This is a genomic window from Pontibacter sp. YIM B11418 (assembly GCF_059278805.1).
Genome location: NZ_JCAEMH010000003.1, coordinates 480,519 through 496,059, shown reverse-complemented (window position 1 = coordinate 496,059; position 15,541 = coordinate 480,519). Strand labels below are relative to the sequence as shown.

The 15,541-nt window shown below is 51.5% G+C and carries 17 protein-coding genes; 16 read left to right on the top strand and 1 reads right to left on the bottom strand.

The genetic code is table 11. From position 1 onward, the window contains the following. The first annotated feature begins 93 nt into the window (after nucleotides 1–93). The 6 genes from AC4QZR_RS09915 to AC4QZR_RS09890 all read left to right on the top strand — a co-directional run bounded on the left by AC4QZR_RS09915 (nucleotide 94) and on the right by AC4QZR_RS09890 (nucleotide 4,662). A complete protein-coding gene (locus AC4QZR_RS09915; protein WP_494480764.1) occupies nucleotides 94–1,071 on the top strand; it encodes a ring-cleaving dioxygenase in 978 nt (325 codons plus the stop codon). A gap of 308 nt (nucleotides 1,072–1,379) precedes the next feature. Continuing rightward, nucleotides 1,380–1,919, top strand: a complete 540-nt coding sequence (locus AC4QZR_RS09910; protein ID WP_494480763.1) for a YceI family protein — start codon at nucleotides 1,380–1,382, stop codon at nucleotides 1,917–1,919. 77 nt (nucleotides 1,920–1,996) lie between these two features. After that, complete coding sequence (locus AC4QZR_RS09905; RefSeq protein ID WP_494480762.1) at nucleotides 1,997–2,932, top strand: ring-cleaving dioxygenase; 936 nt, start codon at nucleotides 1,997–1,999, stop codon at nucleotides 2,930–2,932. A gap of 18 nt (nucleotides 2,933–2,950) precedes the next feature. Next, nucleotides 2,951–3,334 (top strand): cupin domain-containing protein, encoded by a 384-nt coding sequence (locus AC4QZR_RS09900; protein WP_494480761.1) that lies wholly within the window; start codon nucleotides 2,951–2,953, stop codon nucleotides 3,332–3,334. A 46-nt stretch (nucleotides 3,335–3,380) separates the two neighbouring features. Then, entirely contained in the window at nucleotides 3,381–3,683 is a 303-nt protein-coding gene (locus AC4QZR_RS09895; RefSeq protein ID WP_494480760.1) for a GNAT family N-acetyltransferase, read from the top strand. A 16-nt stretch (nucleotides 3,684–3,699) separates the two neighbouring features. Beyond that, nucleotides 3,700–4,662 carry an adenylate/guanylate cyclase domain-containing protein gene (locus tag AC4QZR_RS09890; protein ID WP_494480759.1) on the top strand — a complete coding sequence of 321 codons (963 nt, stop codon included), beginning with the start codon at nucleotides 3,700–3,702 and terminating at the stop codon, nucleotides 4,660–4,662. Between the two features lie 78 nt (nucleotides 4,663–4,740). On the opposite strand, the gene AC4QZR_RS09885 is transcribed toward AC4QZR_RS09890, so the two are convergent. Continuing rightward, nucleotides 4,741–5,784, bottom strand: a complete 1,044-nt coding sequence (locus AC4QZR_RS09885) for an LLM class flavin-dependent oxidoreductase (protein WP_494480758.1) — start codon at nucleotides 5,782–5,784, stop codon at nucleotides 4,741–4,743. 120 nt (nucleotides 5,785–5,904) lie between these two features. On the opposite strand from AC4QZR_RS09885, the gene AC4QZR_RS09880 reads away from it, so the two are divergent. From AC4QZR_RS09880 to AC4QZR_RS09835, 10 genes are all read left to right on the top strand, one after another. Beyond that, complete coding sequence (locus AC4QZR_RS09880) at nucleotides 5,905–6,792, top strand: helix-turn-helix transcriptional regulator (RefSeq protein WP_494480757.1); 888 nt, start codon at nucleotides 5,905–5,907, stop codon at nucleotides 6,790–6,792. A gap of 147 nt (nucleotides 6,793–6,939) precedes the next feature. Continuing rightward, the gene (locus tag AC4QZR_RS09875; protein WP_494480756.1) at nucleotides 6,940–8,058 is read left to right on the top strand and encodes a muconate/chloromuconate family cycloisomerase; all 1,119 of its coding nucleotides are present in this window, start codon (nucleotides 6,940–6,942) and stop codon (nucleotides 8,056–8,058) included. A 3-nt stretch (nucleotides 8,059–8,061) separates the two neighbouring features. Then, on the top strand, nucleotides 8,062–8,358 hold the full coding sequence (gene catC / locus AC4QZR_RS09870) for a muconolactone Delta-isomerase (protein WP_220626748.1): 297 nt from the start codon (nucleotides 8,062–8,064) through the stop codon (nucleotides 8,356–8,358). A gap of 58 nt (nucleotides 8,359–8,416) precedes the next feature. Further along, nucleotides 8,417–9,334 (top strand): catechol 1,2-dioxygenase, encoded by a 918-nt coding sequence (gene catA / locus AC4QZR_RS09865; RefSeq protein WP_494480755.1) that lies wholly within the window; start codon nucleotides 8,417–8,419, stop codon nucleotides 9,332–9,334. 19 nt (nucleotides 9,335–9,353) lie between these two features. Continuing rightward, nucleotides 9,354–10,163, top strand: a complete 810-nt coding sequence (gene pcaD / locus AC4QZR_RS09860; protein WP_494480754.1) for a 3-oxoadipate enol-lactonase — start codon at nucleotides 9,354–9,356, stop codon at nucleotides 10,161–10,163. Nucleotides 10,164–10,170: 7 nt separating this feature from the next. After that, nucleotides 10,171–11,520 (top strand): 3-oxoacid CoA-transferase, encoded by a 1,350-nt coding sequence (locus tag AC4QZR_RS09855; protein WP_494480753.1) that lies wholly within the window; start codon nucleotides 10,171–10,173, stop codon nucleotides 11,518–11,520. A gap of 44 nt (nucleotides 11,521–11,564) precedes the next feature. Continuing rightward, nucleotides 11,565–12,062, top strand: coding sequence for an FUSC family protein (locus AC4QZR_RS09850; RefSeq protein WP_494480752.1), 498 nt, complete (start codon nucleotides 11,565–11,567; stop codon nucleotides 12,060–12,062). Between the two features lie 12 nt (nucleotides 12,063–12,074). Next, a complete protein-coding gene (pcaF, locus tag AC4QZR_RS09845; protein ID WP_494480751.1) occupies nucleotides 12,075–13,283 on the top strand; it encodes a 3-oxoadipyl-CoA thiolase in 1,209 nt (402 codons plus the stop codon). Nucleotides 13,284–13,316: 33 nt separating this feature from the next. Next, on the top strand, nucleotides 13,317–13,850 hold the full coding sequence (locus AC4QZR_RS09840; protein WP_494480750.1) for a TetR/AcrR family transcriptional regulator: 534 nt from the start codon (nucleotides 13,317–13,319) through the stop codon (nucleotides 13,848–13,850). Between the two features lie 202 nt (nucleotides 13,851–14,052). Beyond that, nucleotides 14,053–15,531 (top strand): MFS transporter, encoded by a 1,479-nt coding sequence (locus AC4QZR_RS09835; RefSeq protein ID WP_494480749.1) that lies wholly within the window; start codon nucleotides 14,053–14,055, stop codon nucleotides 15,529–15,531. Nucleotides 15,532–15,541: the final 10 nt, after the last annotated feature.

Here is a 15,541-nt window from a genome sequence, read left to right as displayed (position 1 = left end):
GTCTTATTTGCTATACCTACTCAATTGATTATCAGCGTATAGGTATACAGGTAAAGCGTATACTTTTAACAGGATCAATCAAGGGCAAACGACATGAACGAAATTAAAGGGGTGCACCATGTAACTGCTATTACCAGCAGCGCAGAAAAGATATATGACTTTTTCACAAACGTGCTGGGAATGCGTCTGGTGAAAAAAACGGTCAACCAGGATGATATTCAAACCTATCATTTGTTCTTCGCCGATGACAAAGGCAGCGCCGGAACGGATATGACATTCTTTGACTTTCCAGGCATTCCGAAAGGCAAGCACGGGACAAACGAGATCGCCAGGACCTCTTTCAGAGTGCCGGACGATGCGGCTCTGGCATACTGGGAAAAACGATTTGACCGGTTCAAGGTCAAGCATGATGGAGTCAAAACTCAATTCAGCAAGAAAACACTCCCCTTCGTCGATTTTGATGATCAGCAGTACCAGTTAGTGTCCGATGAAACAAATACAGGTATAACTTCGGGCACGCCTTGGCAAAAAGGCCCTGTTCCGCTGGAATACGCCATTACGGGATTGGGGCCAATCTTTATCCGGATCGGGGACTTCAATTATTTTAAGGAGGTGCTGGAGAAAGTGCTGTTGTTTAAAGAGACTGCCAGTGAAGGAGCCTTCTATTTGTTTGAAGTGGGGGAGGGCGGAAACGGTGCTTCCGTTATCGTCGAAAAGAATGGCAGTCTTCCGATGGCGCAGCAAGGCTTTGGTACAGTACACCATGTAGCTTTCCGGGTAGAGGACCGCGCAGCACTGGAAAGTTGGATTGAGCGGATGGAGAAGATAGGGCTTCCTACTTCTGGCTATGTCAATCGTCACTTTTTTGAGTCGCTGTACACACGTGTTGCGCCCGGAATTTTATTTGAGCTGGCTACAGACGGCCCTGGTTTTATGGGAGATGAACCCTATGAAACGCTGGGGGAGAAACTATCCCTGCCTCCCTTCCTGGAGCCCAAGCGCGAGGCCATCGAAAAAATGGTCCGGCCGATTGATACCGTGCGAAGCACAAAGGAGTTTTCCAAAGAATAGAGCCGTTCGGTGAGCGCTGTTGCTATAGTGGAATAGGTATATAGCCAGGAAGAGGTAGCGTCAAGGCGGCCACACAAGCTGGAGGATACTCAGGCTATACCTTGGCTGATAAATTCTTTGAAGGTGTTGAATCGCGGTGCCCGCTACAAAAGAAAGGAAATGGCCTGCGCTATTACGGTATGTTCAGAGAACGCAAAACTTTTTAAGCATTATTGATGTATATACAATAAATGTATCTACATTTGTATCGGAGTTCAGATGAAATCTAATCCCATTACCGGGTTAAGAACTAAAATAAAAGAAGCAGCATGGCAAACACGAAATGGGTAGTAGACCCAATACACAGCGAAGTACAGTTTAAGGTAAAGCACCTGATGATCACGACTGTGACTGGTTATTTCAGGAGCTTTAACATAGAAGCGCTTACGCCGGATGAGGCTTTCACGAACGTGGAGCGCGTTGTTTTTACAGCCGATGTGAACTCGATCAGTACCAACAACGAGCAACGCGACACGCACCTGAAATCGCCGGACTTTTTTGACGTGGAGAGGCACAATGAGATCCGCTTTGTAGCCAGCCGTTATGAGAAGGTAGGAGGCAGTGACTACAAACTGCACGGCGACCTGAGCATACGCGATGTGACCCAGCCCATAACTGTAAAAGTGGAGCTTGGCGGTATTGTCGTCGACCCCTATGGACAGACAAAAGCCGGTTTTACGGTAGATGGCAAGATAAGCCGCAAGGAGTTTGGCCTCACCTGGAACGCCGTGACCGAAGCGGGCAGCGTTGTGGTGAGTGACGAGATCAGACTACACGCAGAAGTGCAGCTGGTGAAGCAGTCGGTGTAAACTTACTGAAAGATAATTCAATATATAAAAAAGCCGTATACCTGATTACCAGGTAGATGGCACATAAAACTAAGATTATGGAGAATAGAATAGCAGGTCTACACCACATCACAGCGATCGCGGGTATGGCCAAACAAAATCTTGATTTTTATACCAAAGTACTGGGGCTGCGCCTGCTCAAGAAGACTGTAAACTTCGACGATCCGGGTACCTATCACTTCTATTTCGGTGATGAAAAAGGCAGCGCAGGTACTATCCTGACATTCTTCCCACACGAGGGAGCCCGCAGAGGAAGCGCCGGCACCGGTATGGCCACTAACATTGCCTATGCGGTGCCCGAAGGCAGCTTCGATTTCTGGATCGACCGCTTCGAAAAGCACTACGTGACTTACAACAAGCCCTCCGAAAAGTTTGGTGAGAAGTACCTCACGTTTCTGGATCCGGATGGTCTGAAACTGGAGCTGGTGATACCCCAAAAACAGGATAACCGCATACCTTGGGAAACTGACGAAGTGAAAGCCGATGTGGCGACAAAAGGCTTTTATGGCGTAACGCTGACGGTGCAGGACAAAGACAAAACTGCGCAGGTGCTGACCGATATCTTCGGCTATACCTTGCAGGAGCAAAGCGTCAACCGATACCGCTATGTAACCGACGTAGTGGACACGGCCAACATCATCGATCTGGTGGAACTGCCCAACGAGCCGCGTGGACTGGGCGGAGCCGGCACCAACCACCACATTGCCTTCCGGGTGAAGAACGAAGAGGTGCTGATGCATTTTCAGAAAAAGATTGCCGACCTGGGGTATAACATCACCCAGAAGATAGACCGCAACTACTTTTATTCGCTCTACTTCCGCGAACCGAATGGTATCCTGTTCGAGATCGCCACCGACAATCCCGGATTTGGCATCGACGAGCCGTGGGAAGAACTGGGAACTGGTTTGCTCCTGCCACCACGTTACGAGTCGCGCAGAGCGGAGATTGAAGCCGCCCTACCAAAAATTGACTAAGCCAGGGGCAGAAAGAGTATGATGATAATAGCTAAAGAAGGTATGGAAGCTTTTGCAATAACCAGGGTATACGCTGACGAAAATGGTGACAGCAGGTTTGAGGATATTTCAAGGCCCTTGAATCCGGAAGGAGAAATTGGTTTTCTATCGGTGGCGGAAAAAGCGGAGAGTGTCATTTTCCGGAAAGTTGTGCCTACCTATGATTATGACTTCCATACAGCACCGGCACGGCAGTACATTGTCGTGCTGGACGTAGGTATAGAGATAGAAACTTCGCTTGGTGAAAAACGCACCTTCAGGCAGGGGGAAGTCCTGCTGCTGGAGGACACAACCGGGAAGGGCCATAAAACCCGTAACCTGGAGCAGGCCGTCCGGAGCTCTATTTTCATTACGCTGGCATAAGGTATAGCTCGCATCCGTTGAAAGAATTAATCTAAAAACTAGTATCATGGAGATAGAAGTAAAAGATAATCCGGCCAAAAACAGGTTCGAGACAACGTTGGAAGGACATACCGCCATCATCGAGTATAAACTGAAGCCCGGTGTGATGACTGTGCTCCATACCGAAGTGCCGAAAGCACTGGAAGGCCGGGGTATAGCCGGCACGATGACCAAGTATGCGCTGGAGCATATAGCAAATAAAAAGCTGGCGTTGGTGCCGCTGTGTCCTTACATGCGCTCATACCTCAAAAAGCACCCGGAATATCAGCACCTGGTGCGTAAGGAACCCGATAAAACGAATAAGGTATAGTCAAGGTAAAGCGCTCATGACCCACCATGTAAATTTTAAAGGCGAGAAAGAAGTACCAGTAGCGGAGCGGCAGACGATGCTGCAGGCTTCTTTGGCTGCCGGTATTCCGCACTACCACGCCTGTGGTGGAAAAGGGCAATGCACGACGTGCCGCGTGCTGGTACTGGAGGGGCAGGATAAACTAACACCGCCCACCAGTCTGGAGCAGGCGATTAAAAAAGTGAAGAAGTTTCCGGACAATGTGCGACTTGCCTGTCAGTCTAGGGTAAACGGGGAAGGGGTAGCCGTGCAGCGCTTGATCCGGGATGAAATTGACCGTTATATTTTTGTGGATGACACGGAAGATAACAAAACTACAGTGATGGGGGAGAGCCGTAAGCTGGCGCTCTTCTTTATCGACATCCGTGACTTTACGCCTTTCGTCGAACGGAGCCTTCCCTTCGACGTCATCCACATCATGCGCAGAATCTTCGCGCTTTTCAAAAATGCCATCACTCAGTATGATGGGGAGATTATTGATACAGCCGGTGATGGCCTTTATGCCGTATTTGGGCTGAACAGTAAAATAAAGCAAGCCACCAACTCGGCCGTGCTGGCCGGGTTAAAGATACTGGCAGACCTTCGGATCTTTAACAACACCTACATGCGGCCTTACTTTAACCATACCTTTGAAGTAGGTATAGGCGTGCATGTAGGAAAGGTGGTAGTGGGTAACGTAGGTATAGGCCTGAGCCATAACCTGACGGTGATGGGCTTTCCGGTGAACATCGCAGCCCGGCTACAGGCCGCTACCAAAGAGCTGAACAATAGCTTCGTGATCTCGGCTGTTGCCTACCGCTTACTCAAAAACCCGCCGTATGCCGTGGGTTGCAATTACCTGAATCTGAAGGGCGTCAGCACGCCTTATGAAGTGAGGCTGATCGGGAAGCCCTACGTAATAAAAGACACCCCAGTTCTCCCCGAAACCAGCCAGGGATAAACCTGCTTTTTTAGGTCCACTGACCAAATAGCCTGCCTTAGCAGCAAATGACTGAAAGCATAAGGGTTGTAAGAGGATTTACGACGTAGCCTTTGCCACCGCTTTTTTAACTGCCGGTGCCACCACGGTTCCAAGCAACTCGATGGCGCGCATCAGGATGCTATGCGGCAGGGTGCCCACGCTGATATGCAGCAGAAAACGGGTATTGCCGAATAGCTCATACTCATATAGTATTTTGTCGATGACCTGCTGCGGGCTGCCCACCAGCAAAGACCCTGTCGGAGCGCGCATCGCTTCGTAGTGTTCCCTGTTCATAGGGGACCAGCCCCGTTCGCGCCCGAGCTTACTCATCACGTAAGCATAAGGACCATAATAATCATCGGCGGCTTTTTGAGCATCATCCGCAATAAACCCATGCGAATTGATAGCCAGCTGCATTTTGGCAGGATCATGTCCGGCCTTTTTGTAGGTTTCCTTATACAGGTTTGTGAACGGCACAAAACGCTCCGGCTCACCGCCAATAATGGCCAGCGCCATCGGCAGGCCATGTGTAGCAGCCCGAACCACAGATTGCGGTGTGCCACCAACTGCCACCCAGATCGGTAATTCCTGCTGGAACGGCCTCGGGTATACCCCGCGGTTATCAATAGCTGGCCGGTGCTTGCCCTCCCACGTTATCTTCTCACTTTTGTTGAGCGCAATAAGCAGTTCCAGTTTCTCTGAAAACAAGGTGTCATAGTCTTTCAGGTCGTTGCCAAAAAGCGGGAAAGACTCGATGAAGGAGCCGCGACCGGCCATGATCTCCGCTCTGCCTTTTGATAAAAGATCGACATGCGCAAAATCCTGGAACACACGAACCGGATCATCGGAACTCAATACCGTTACACCACTCGATAACTTGATGTTCTTGGTTTTTACAGCCGCAGCCGCCAGGACCACAGCCGGAGAAGAAACGATATAGTCAGGTCGGTGGTGCTCCCCAATGGCAAAAACGTCCAAACCCACCTGGTCTGCCAGTTCTATTTCCTCCATCAGGTTTTGCATCCTTTCCTCCGGACGAAGCATCTTGCCGCTAAAAGGGTCTGGGGTATTCTCGACGAAGGTGGTTATTCCGATTTCCATAGATAAGATTTCAACAGTTCCACACAAAGTTTAAATTACGCAATGTACATAAACTTTGAGCAACCAGACTTAAATTCATTTTTCCGTTGCTTCCTATCGCAAAATGTGCCAACTTAAAACATGCAGGAGAAACGCTTTTACAAAGGCCTTTACGGTACCAACACCATCGAATTTGCTAGAGGGCTCATCCATGTGCATCCTTTCGGCGAAATCGGGAAACAGCACCAGGGACAGGTAAAACTGCATGCCCACCATAATTTTCTGCAGATCTTTCTCGTGCAGGAAGGCTGCACCGAGTTCTATCATGGAACAGAGAAAACTACGGTACAGGCACCCGCTTTCCTTGTGGTCCCCAAAAATATTGAACACGGCTTCTTGCACCTGACAGAAGTTTCCGGCTGGATCATCAACCTGGCGGACACCGTGCTGGAGCACATGTTGCAGCGGGAAGCCGATGTGATTTTCGGGATGGAGGAAGTTCATATGGTGTCGGTCATAAAAGAAGAACCTGCCACTACAGAATTATTTGAAACCATGCAGAAGTGTGTGGACGAGTATAACAGCCAAATACCGGGGCGGCTCCTGATGCTGCAGTACCTGGTCGGACAGATGCTGGTACAACTCTACCGCATATCATTGGGAGGAAAACAAGCTTTCTTTTCGTCCTCTAACATCAGCAAGGTATACTTCCGGCGTTTTCAGCAACTGATCCGGGCAGAGAATACCTACAAAAAAACGGTGGAAGAATACGCACGCGACCTGTTCATCTCTACCGGTCACCTGAGCCGCATCTGCAGAAGCATCGCCAATCAATCCCCCAAAGACATCCTGATCAATTATTTCATCACCAAAGCCCAACTGGCGCTCTCCGATGTGGACAGCAACATTGCCGATATCTCCTACACACTCGGTTTTGACGACCCCGCCTATTTTACCCGTCTTTTCAAAAAGAAAACCGGCCAGACCCCGCTCGAATTCCGAAAAAATATAGGCGTGAAGAAGTGCTAAGCACCCATATGTTCGATTTGTCTTGTTTATAGCGCATTAGTCCTACCCGTGCGGCTGGGGTAAGAGTACATTTGTAATACTTAGTGAGTGGTTACTTTCCAGAGTAAGTACACGCTTATTTTAAGGTATACTCGTACACTTAACTAAATGAAAGACATACAGATAGAACGCATCGAATCCGTGATCGTTGACTTGCCAACGATCCGCCCGCACCACTTGTCGATGGCCGTGATGCGCAACCAGGCGATGGTGATCGTTCGCTTGTTCTGCAGCGACGGCATCGAAGGTATAGGCGAAGCGACCACCATTGGCGGATTAAGCTACGGGGATGAATCGCCGGAAGGCATGAAGCTGACGGTGGACACCTACATTGCCCCCTTGCTACAAGGAAAATCAGCCCTGAGCATCAACGCCATTATGGCCTTGCTGGACTACAACATCAAAGGAAACAACTTTGTGAAGTCCGCCATTGAAACCGCACTCCTGGATGCCCAGGGCAAACGACTCGGTGTTTCAGTAGCTACCTTACTTGGCGGTGCTGTAACCAACACTTTACCCGTGCTCTGGACGCTGGCAAGCGGGGATACCCAAAAAGATATTGCCGAAGCTCATGCGCTCTTAAAAGATGGTCGGCACAATACCTTCAAACTGAAGATCGGTCGCTATGACTGGAAAACCGATGTGCGCCATGTGAGTGCGATAAAAGAAGCGGTTGGTCCGGATGTAAAAGTGACTGTCGACATCAACCAGGCCTGGACGGAGAGCGTCGCCAAGCAAGGTATAGCCCAACTTCAAGAGGATGGCATCGATCTGATCGAACAGCCCATTCTTAAAACCAACTTCGACGGACTCGCCCGACTGACACAATACTTTAAAGTGCCGATTATGGCCGACGAAGCAGCAGGCACGGTGTCTGATGCTTTTAAACTCGCCAAGATCGGCGGAGGCAGTGTCTTTGCCTTGAAAATCTCCAAAGCCGGCGGCCTCATCAACATCCAGAAACAGGCAGCTATTGCTCAGTCCGCAGGTATAAGCCTGTATGGCGGCACTATGCTGGAAGGTACAGTGGGCACGGTGGCTTCGGCGCAGGTCTTCAGCACGCTGCACCTCGACTGGGGCACCGAACTCTTTGGCCCGCTGCTGCTCACCGAAGATATTGTCAAAACCAGACTGACTTACCGCAACGGCATCATGGAAATTCCGCAGGGACCGGGACTAGGTATAGAACTGGATATGAATCAGGTAGAAAAATTCAAAAGAAAATAAGCTATGCTATTTCACGTGCACATGATAGTGAACATCCCGCTGGATTTAGATAAAGTCTATGTAGAGGATTTAAAGGCAAAAGAGAAAGCGCTCGCGCAGGACCTGCAGCGGCAGGGCAAATGGACCCACATCTGGCGCATTGCCGGACAGTATGCCAACATCAGCATTTTTAATGTGGCCAGCGCCGGCGAACTCCACGACATCCTCATGTCGCTCCCGCTATACCCGTTCATGCAGGTGGAAGTCACAGCCCTCTGCCAGCACTACTCTTCTGTCAAAAACGAGGAGGAAGCCCACTAACAAACCCGCCTTATACCTTAAAAAGCAAATCAACCTAAAACTATAGCATAAACTAACCATGGAAAGACACCAAATAGATGCCGTTGTTGAAAAAATAAAATCGACAGAAGTGCCCGGACAAGGCTCAGAGCGCATTAAAGAGATTGTAAACCGCCTCACCACCGACCTGTTCTACGCCATCGAAGACCTGGATATTCAGCCTGAGGAAATCTGGAAAGCGGTGGATTGGCTGACTACTACTGGCCGGAACAACGAATGGGGACTGGTTGTGGCCGGCATTGGCCTGGAGCACTTTCTGGACCTGCGCATGGACGAGGCCGAGGCCAAAGCAGGTATAACAGGCGGCACCCCAAGAACAATTGAAGGTCCGCTGTACGTTCCCGGCTCACCGGAATCGGTTGGTTACGCAGAACTGGAAACGGAGCCCGAAGAAGGGGGGGAGCGACTCTACATGCAAGGCCAGGTGAAAGATGAAGAAGGCAAGCCAGTACCCGGCGCGAAAGTAGAGGTATGGCATTGCAACCTGCGTGGCATGTACTCCATATTTGATTCGTCACAACCGCCTTTCAACCTGCGCCGCGCCATCATCACCGACGGAAATGGCAGGTATAAGTTCAAGAGCATTTTGCCGGTTGGCTACAGCTGTCCCCCGGGCGGCGCGACAGACCAGCTACTCAAGGCAATTGGCCGCCACGGCAGTCGTCCTGCCCACATCCACTTTTTCGTGACCGCACCCAACTATCGCAAATTAACCACGCAGATCAACATAGAGGGCGACCCGCTGATCTGGGATGACTTCGCTTTTGCTTCCCGTCCGGAACTGGTGCCGCACATCACTCGCTACGCCGCTGCAGAGGCCAAAGAGAAATTCAACATCGGCGAACCTTTCGCTTCCATCGACTTCGATTTTGAGATACACAAAGAGCGGGAAGGCGTGTTTGCCGCAGAAATAGAGCGCACGCACGGACCACGTTAAAACCTTAGCACAGGACCAGATGCCAACAATACAAATCGCAGGTAACGACTGCTTCTATACCTATGAAGACCTGGGGCACGATGACACCATTGTGTTCTCCAACTCATTGGGCACGGACCTCAGCATGTGGGACCAGGTCGTGCAGTGCCTGAGGAAGCACCTCAACATACTGCGCTACGACACCCGCGGGCACGGCCAGAGCTCCATTAACTCGGACACCGTCACCATCGCGGAGTTGGGTCAGGATGTCATTGGGTTGCTGGATCACCTGCAGTTGGGCAAGGTATACTTCTGCGGCCTCTCGATGGGCGGGCTGATCGGGCAATGGGTGGGCATCCACCACCCGGAGCGCTTCATCAAGAACATCATTGCCAATACGGCCGCAAAGATCGGAACCGCTGAGGGCTGGAACACGCGCATTGCCCAGGTGAAGGAGCACGGCCTGGCAAGTATACTCGATGGCACAGCGCAGCGCTGGTTTACCCCGGCCTTCCGGCAGGGGCATCCGGAAGCGGTACGCGATGTGCTGGAGAAATTCACGCAAACGTCCCTGCAGGGCTACAAGGCCTGTTGTGCCGCTGTGCGCGATGCCGATTTCAGGAAGGCCCTCTCGAATCTGAAAGTGCCGACCCTGGTCATCAGCGGCACCCAGGATGAGGTGACGACGACTGTCGACGGGGAATTCCTGGCCAGTGGCATCCCGCGTTCTCGGCACGTGCAACTCGAAGCCAATCACCTGTCCAGTGTGGAATTGCCCACCGAGTTTGCCACGAATGTGCTCTATGCCGCCAAAAACGAAGGCGACTTTTATTTAGAAATCTACCATTGATATAAACATGAAATCGGTACCACAGATAAGCCTTGAAGAAGCAGTTGCTTTGGTAAAGGATGGGGATATTTTGCTGCAGGGCGGCTTCGGAATGACGGGCAATCCAGTGCATCTGATGCACGCGCTTGCCGAGACCGGAACGAAGAACCTGACCTTCATCGGCAACAACGTCGGCGAGGCAGGTATAGGCGGTGGCAAACTGCTGCGCAACGGGCAGATCAAAAAGATGATCGGTTCCTTTTTTACCAGCAACCCAGAGGCGGTGAAAGCAGCCCAGGACGGCAAAGTGGAATACGAGCTTTTGCCGCAGGGCACCCTGGCCGAAGCCATCCGGGCGGGTGGCGCAGGTATAGGCGGCTTTTATACGCCTACCTCTGCGGGCACCGAACTGGCAGCAGGCCGCGAAACGAAAGTGATCCAGGGAAAAGAGCAGGTGTTTGTGGAAGGTATAAGAGGCAACGTGGCCTTTGTGCGCGCCTGGAAAGCCGACACAGCCGGCAACCTGACCTACCGCATGACCGAGCAGAATTTTAACCGCGCCATGGCAACTGCTGCCGATCTGGTAATAGCCGAGGTGGAAGAGATTGTGCCGGTAGGGGAGATCGCCCCGGAACACGTGCACACGCCCGGTTCTTATGTGGATTACCTCGTGCAGGCAACGCTGACCCTGGAGGATCTGGGCTCCTCTGCCTCAGTGGACTCTTCACGCAAAGTGAGTGAGCGCCGCATGAACATGGCCAAGCGTGCTTTAAGGGAACTGAAACGGGGTGATGTCGTGAACCTGGGCATCGGTATACCTACGCTGGTGGCCGATCTGATCACGCCGGAAGACGGCATCGTGATGCACACCGAAAACGGCATGCTGGGTGTGGGGCCGTCGCCAAAAGATGGCGGTGGCGCAATGGATTACCCGGTTAATGCCGGTAAGATTCCGGTAACGGCGCTTCCGGGCTCCAGCTACTTCGACAGTGCCGACTCCTTTGCCATGATCCGCGGTAAGCACGTGGACATTGCCGTAATGGGCGGCTTGGAAGTGGATGAAAAAGCCAACCTGGCCAACTGGGCCGTGCCCGGTCAGCCATTGTTGGGTGTAGGCGGCGCCATGGACCTGGCTTCAGGCGCCAAAACCCTCATCATCACCATGACCCATACCAACAAAGACGGCTCCGCCAAAGTGGTCCCGGCCTGCACACTGCCGCTCACAGCCCTGAAAGCGGTGGACATGATCATCACGGACCTGGCCGTTTTCCGCTTTATCGACGGGCAGCTGACGCTGACCGAGCTGATGCCGGGGACGACTTTAGAAGAAGTGCGGGAGAAGACGACCGCAAGGTTCAAAGAGGCGCTTTCAGCGTAAAAATGGCCCCGCGCCGCTCAATTATGTAAAGGAGAACCGCACAGATGGCAGTCAAGAGGTATAGCATTGATGTAGACATGGTCCTGTACATTATCCGGTGTACCATTGGTTTCCTGATCGGCTACACGCTATACCTGGCTTTTCCTCAGTTTGAGTTCTACTGGACGATGATCTCTATTTTGCTGGTCTTGTCCCCGGAAATAAAGGACTCTTCCAGACTCACGGTCGAGCGCGTAAAATCGAACCTGATCGGGTCGAGTGTCGGACTGTTGTGCGTGTTGCTCCAGGTTCCTCAGGTGGTCATGATGGTGCTTGGAATCGCGGTATCCATTCTGGTCTGCCATTTTTTTAACCTGATGAGTGTGGCCCGAACTGCTGTGGTGGCCCTTGTTATTGTGGTGATACATGAACAGGAAACCATGTCCAACTGGGCGGGGGTGGAGCGTTTTTTATGTGTTGCGTTGGGTTGTCTGATCGGATACGGAGTGTCCGGCACGACCTCGTTTTTATCTGATAAGCTAAGAAGAAATCAAACCAGTTAATTGAGAAATATCATGAGCAAGCAAGCCTATATCGTAGATGGAATCAGGACACCGGTCGGAAAGCTGGGCGGCGGACTTTCACCCATCCGCACCGATGACCTGGCAGCGATGGTCATAAAAGAGTTAGTTTCCCGAAATCCGGACATACCGAAAGACGCCGTGGACGATGTGATCCTGGGCTGCCATAACCAGGCCGGCGAGGACAACCGGAACGTAGCCCGCATGGCGGGCCTGTTGGCCGGTCTGCCGGTGACAGTGCCCGGCGAAACCGTGAACCGCCTGTGCGCTTCCGGCATGTCGGCCATTATTCACGCCGTACGGGCCATTAAAGCAGGAGATGGCGATGTGTTTATAGCCGGTGGCGTAGAGCACATGACGCGCGGCCCGCTGGTGGTTTCCAAGCCCAGCAAAGCCTTCGGCAACGATTCCGAAATGCACGACTCCAGTTTCGGCTGGCGCTTCATCAACCCCAAAATGGAAGAGGTATACGGTACCGACCCCATGGGCGTGACGGCCGAAAACCTGGCTGAAATGTATGAGATCTCCCGCGAGGACCAGGACAAGTTCTCGTACCACTCGCAGATGAAAGCGGCCAAAGCGCAGCAAAACGGTACGATGGCAGAAGAGATCATGCCTGTCATTATCCCGCAGCGAAAAGGAGAACCGATCATCGTTTCCAAAGATGAATTTGTACGTCCGAACACCACCCTGGAGACACTGGCCAAACTGAAGCCAGCCTTCAAAGCCAATGGCACCGTGACGGCCGGTAACGCTTCTGGGCTGAATGATGGCGCGGCCGCCACCTACATCGTTTCCCAAGAAGCCCTGGAGCGATACAAGCTCAAGCCGCTCGCCCGTATCGTGAGCTCGGCAGTGGCAGGCGTAGAGCCCCGCATCATGGGCATCGGTCCGGTACCCGCCACTGAGAAAGCGCTGCAGCGAGCAGGCTTGACCATGGACGACATGGACATCATTGAACTGAACGAAGCTTTTGCGGCGCAGAGCCTGGCCTGCACCAGGGCCTGGGGACTGGCAGATGATGACGAGCGCCTGAACGTGAATGGGGGAGCCATTGCCCTGGGGCACCCGCTTGGCATGTCCGGTACGCGCATCGTGTACAGCGCGGCGCTTGCCTTGAAAAGACAGCAGAAGCGCTATGCCCTCGCAACCATGTGCGTGGGGGTAGGGCAGGGCTATGCCGTCATACTGGAAAGGGTATAGACCCTTTACGCTGTTTTTTTTGATTAAGATCTGATGAGTAAGAAAGAGGCCATACTCGATGCTGCCTTAAAGCTGTTTACAGAGAATGGCGTCCGGGCCACCTCCACTAAATCAATCGCTTCTGAAGCCAACACTTCAGAAGCGCTGATTTTTAAGCACTACGGCACCAAAGACCATTTGCTCGAAACCATCATCAAAAAAGCCTACCAGACTTCCGTTGTTGAAACCAACCTCTACCTGAAAGGACTCCCGGAAAGCGCCTACATCAGCAGCATGATCGAGCTGCCCATACACCTCACGCGCTCCAACCCCGACTTCTGGCGCATGCAGTACAAGATCATGCCGCTCAACCCCATCTCTTCCCGCTACCACGAAAATTTCATGCGCCCTTGTCTGCTCAGGCTGACCGAATGTTTCAGCGCGTTAGGGTATAGCAACCCTGCCCTGGAGGCAGAGCTCTTGCTGATTCACATCGACGGCGTCTGGAAATATTTTGCCGCGCACCAACCTGACGTTTCTATAAAGAGAGAACTGATTGAGGTGATGAAGCAGAAGTATAGGATTTAGGGAGCAACTATTGAAAAATAACACGAGCATTCTCTTTGCGGGAAGACGTTCTATTGCATTCTGGCTATCCTGAAGTCACAGCCCGATATCGGCTCATAAACCCTGCGAAGGAGACAGCGCAAGTGGAATATAAAGTAATTTTATTCTTTTTCATTATTGTTTTACAGCCATTTACGTTCAAATATCAAATGATGATGTGTGTATGGCTTCTCTCAATCAAACTCAGGTTAGCACCGCAAACTATCAGGGAACAGATAAGCTTATTTTAGGTATTGTCTTAGCTGTTGTTACGTTCTGGCTCTTTGCCCAAACAACCCTGAACATTGCTCCTGCCATGCAGGAAGACCTACAGATTAGCTACGACCTGAACAACCTGGCCGTTAGTATCACAGCGCTTTTCTCGGGAATTTTTATAGTGGTGGCAGGCGGTTTGGCAGACCGTTTAGGTAGGGTAAAGCTGACAAACATCGGCTTGTTGCTGAGTGTTATCGGCTCCATACTGATCGTGATCTCGCCTACGGGTACTGCGGTGTTGCTCCTGGCCGGACGCATCCTGCAGGGGCTTTCAGCAGCCTGTATCATGCCGGCAACCCTGGCCCTGATGAAAGCTTACTACGAAGGGAAAGAGCGCCAGCGGGCGCTTAGCTTCTGGTCCATCGGCTCGTGGGGCGGTTCCGGCCTGAGTGCGTTATTTGGTGGCCTTGTTGCCTCCACCATGGGTTGGCGCTGGATTTTTATTCTGTCCATACTTGTCGCGGTTATTAGTTATTTGCTCATAAGAGGCACTCCGGAAAGTAAATCAACTGAAACGGACGAAAAAGCTTTCGATTGGGCCGGGCTAATAGCGTTCATTATCGCCATGCTGGCCATCAATATCGTGATCGGGCAAGGTGCCAGCCTTGGCTGGTTAAGCCCTGCCGTACTTGCAGGTATAGCCGTTTTCATCATCTCAACCATTATCTTTCTGAGGATAGAGAAAAGAAGCGAAAACGGGTTTGTTGATCTGTCGCTTTTTGATAACCGGACATTTACAGGAGCAACATTATCCAACTTTCTGCTCAACGGCGCTGCCGGAACACTGCTTGTATCGTTGGCACTTGTGCAGGCAGAGGCTGGCTTGACTTCCTTGCAATCCGGTTTAATTACGATTGGATATTTAGTAGCGATCCTGAGCACCATTCGTGTAGGTGAGAAACTGCTTCAAAAAATGGGACCGAGAAAGCCCATGCTACTTGGCTGTTTTATTACCGGAGTAGGTATTCTACTCACCAGTCTTACCTTTTTATTGGCTGAGCAGTATATCATCGTTTCATTTATCGGGTTTACGTTGTTTGGTATAGGGTTAGGCTTTTACGCCACGCCCTCCACTGATGCAGCTCTAAGTAATGTTCCTGGTGACAAGGCCGGTTCAGCTTCCGGCATTTACAAGATGGCATCGTCGCTGGGGGCTGCTTTCGGTGTGGCTATTTCGGCAGCTATTTTCTACGGCCTCAGTCAGATGGAAGGTATTCCGCCTATGGCAGATCTTTTTATGGGCCGAACAGATAATGTAAACGTGCGGTATGCTGCCGGTATAGGGTTGCTGTTTAACGTATTTATGATCGTGGTAGCCGTCGTGGCTATCCTGCTGACAATCCCGAAAAGCAGCCCAAAAGAAGCCCTTGTATCAGCCGACGTATAATTTTTAGTTA

What these genes read in the sequence shown, in the direction of transcription:
- AC4QZR_RS09915 (WP_494480764.1), top strand. Translation starts at nt 94, where the DNA reads ATGAACGAAATTAAAGGGGTGCACCATGTAACTGCTATTACCAGCAGC.
- AC4QZR_RS09910 (WP_494480763.1), top strand. Translation starts at nt 1,380, where the DNA reads ATGGCAAACACGAAATGGGTAGTAGACCCAATACACAGCGAAGTACAG.
- AC4QZR_RS09905 (WP_494480762.1), top strand. Translation starts at nt 1,997, where the DNA reads ATGGAGAATAGAATAGCAGGTCTACACCACATCACAGCGATCGCGGGT.
- AC4QZR_RS09900 (WP_494480761.1), top strand. Translation starts at nt 2,951, where the DNA reads ATGATGATAATAGCTAAAGAAGGTATGGAAGCTTTTGCAATAACCAGG.
- AC4QZR_RS09895 (WP_494480760.1), top strand. Translation starts at nt 3,381, where the DNA reads ATGGAGATAGAAGTAAAAGATAATCCGGCCAAAAACAGGTTCGAGACA.
- AC4QZR_RS09890 (WP_494480759.1), top strand. Translation starts at nt 3,700, where the DNA reads ATGACCCACCATGTAAATTTTAAAGGCGAGAAAGAAGTACCAGTAGCG.
- AC4QZR_RS09885 (WP_494480758.1), bottom strand. Translation starts at nt 5,784, where the DNA reads ATGGAAATCGGAATAACCACCTTCGTCGAGAATACCCCAGACCCTTTT.
- AC4QZR_RS09880 (WP_494480757.1), top strand. Translation starts at nt 5,905, where the DNA reads ATGCAGGAGAAACGCTTTTACAAAGGCCTTTACGGTACCAACACCATC.
- AC4QZR_RS09875 (WP_494480756.1), top strand. Translation starts at nt 6,940, where the DNA reads ATGAAAGACATACAGATAGAACGCATCGAATCCGTGATCGTTGACTTG.
- catC (WP_220626748.1), top strand. Translation starts at nt 8,062, where the DNA reads ATGCTATTTCACGTGCACATGATAGTGAACATCCCGCTGGATTTAGAT.
- catA (WP_494480755.1), top strand. Translation starts at nt 8,417, where the DNA reads ATGGAAAGACACCAAATAGATGCCGTTGTTGAAAAAATAAAATCGACA.
- pcaD (WP_494480754.1), top strand. Translation starts at nt 9,354, where the DNA reads ATGCCAACAATACAAATCGCAGGTAACGACTGCTTCTATACCTATGAA.
- AC4QZR_RS09855 (WP_494480753.1), top strand. Translation starts at nt 10,171, where the DNA reads ATGAAATCGGTACCACAGATAAGCCTTGAAGAAGCAGTTGCTTTGGTA.
- AC4QZR_RS09850 (WP_494480752.1), top strand. Translation starts at nt 11,565, where the DNA reads ATGGCAGTCAAGAGGTATAGCATTGATGTAGACATGGTCCTGTACATT.
- pcaF (WP_494480751.1), top strand. Translation starts at nt 12,075, where the DNA reads ATGAGCAAGCAAGCCTATATCGTAGATGGAATCAGGACACCGGTCGGA.
- AC4QZR_RS09840 (WP_494480750.1), top strand. Translation starts at nt 13,317, where the DNA reads ATGAGTAAGAAAGAGGCCATACTCGATGCTGCCTTAAAGCTGTTTACA.
- AC4QZR_RS09835 (WP_494480749.1), top strand. Translation starts at nt 14,053, where the DNA reads ATGGCTTCTCTCAATCAAACTCAGGTTAGCACCGCAAACTATCAGGGA.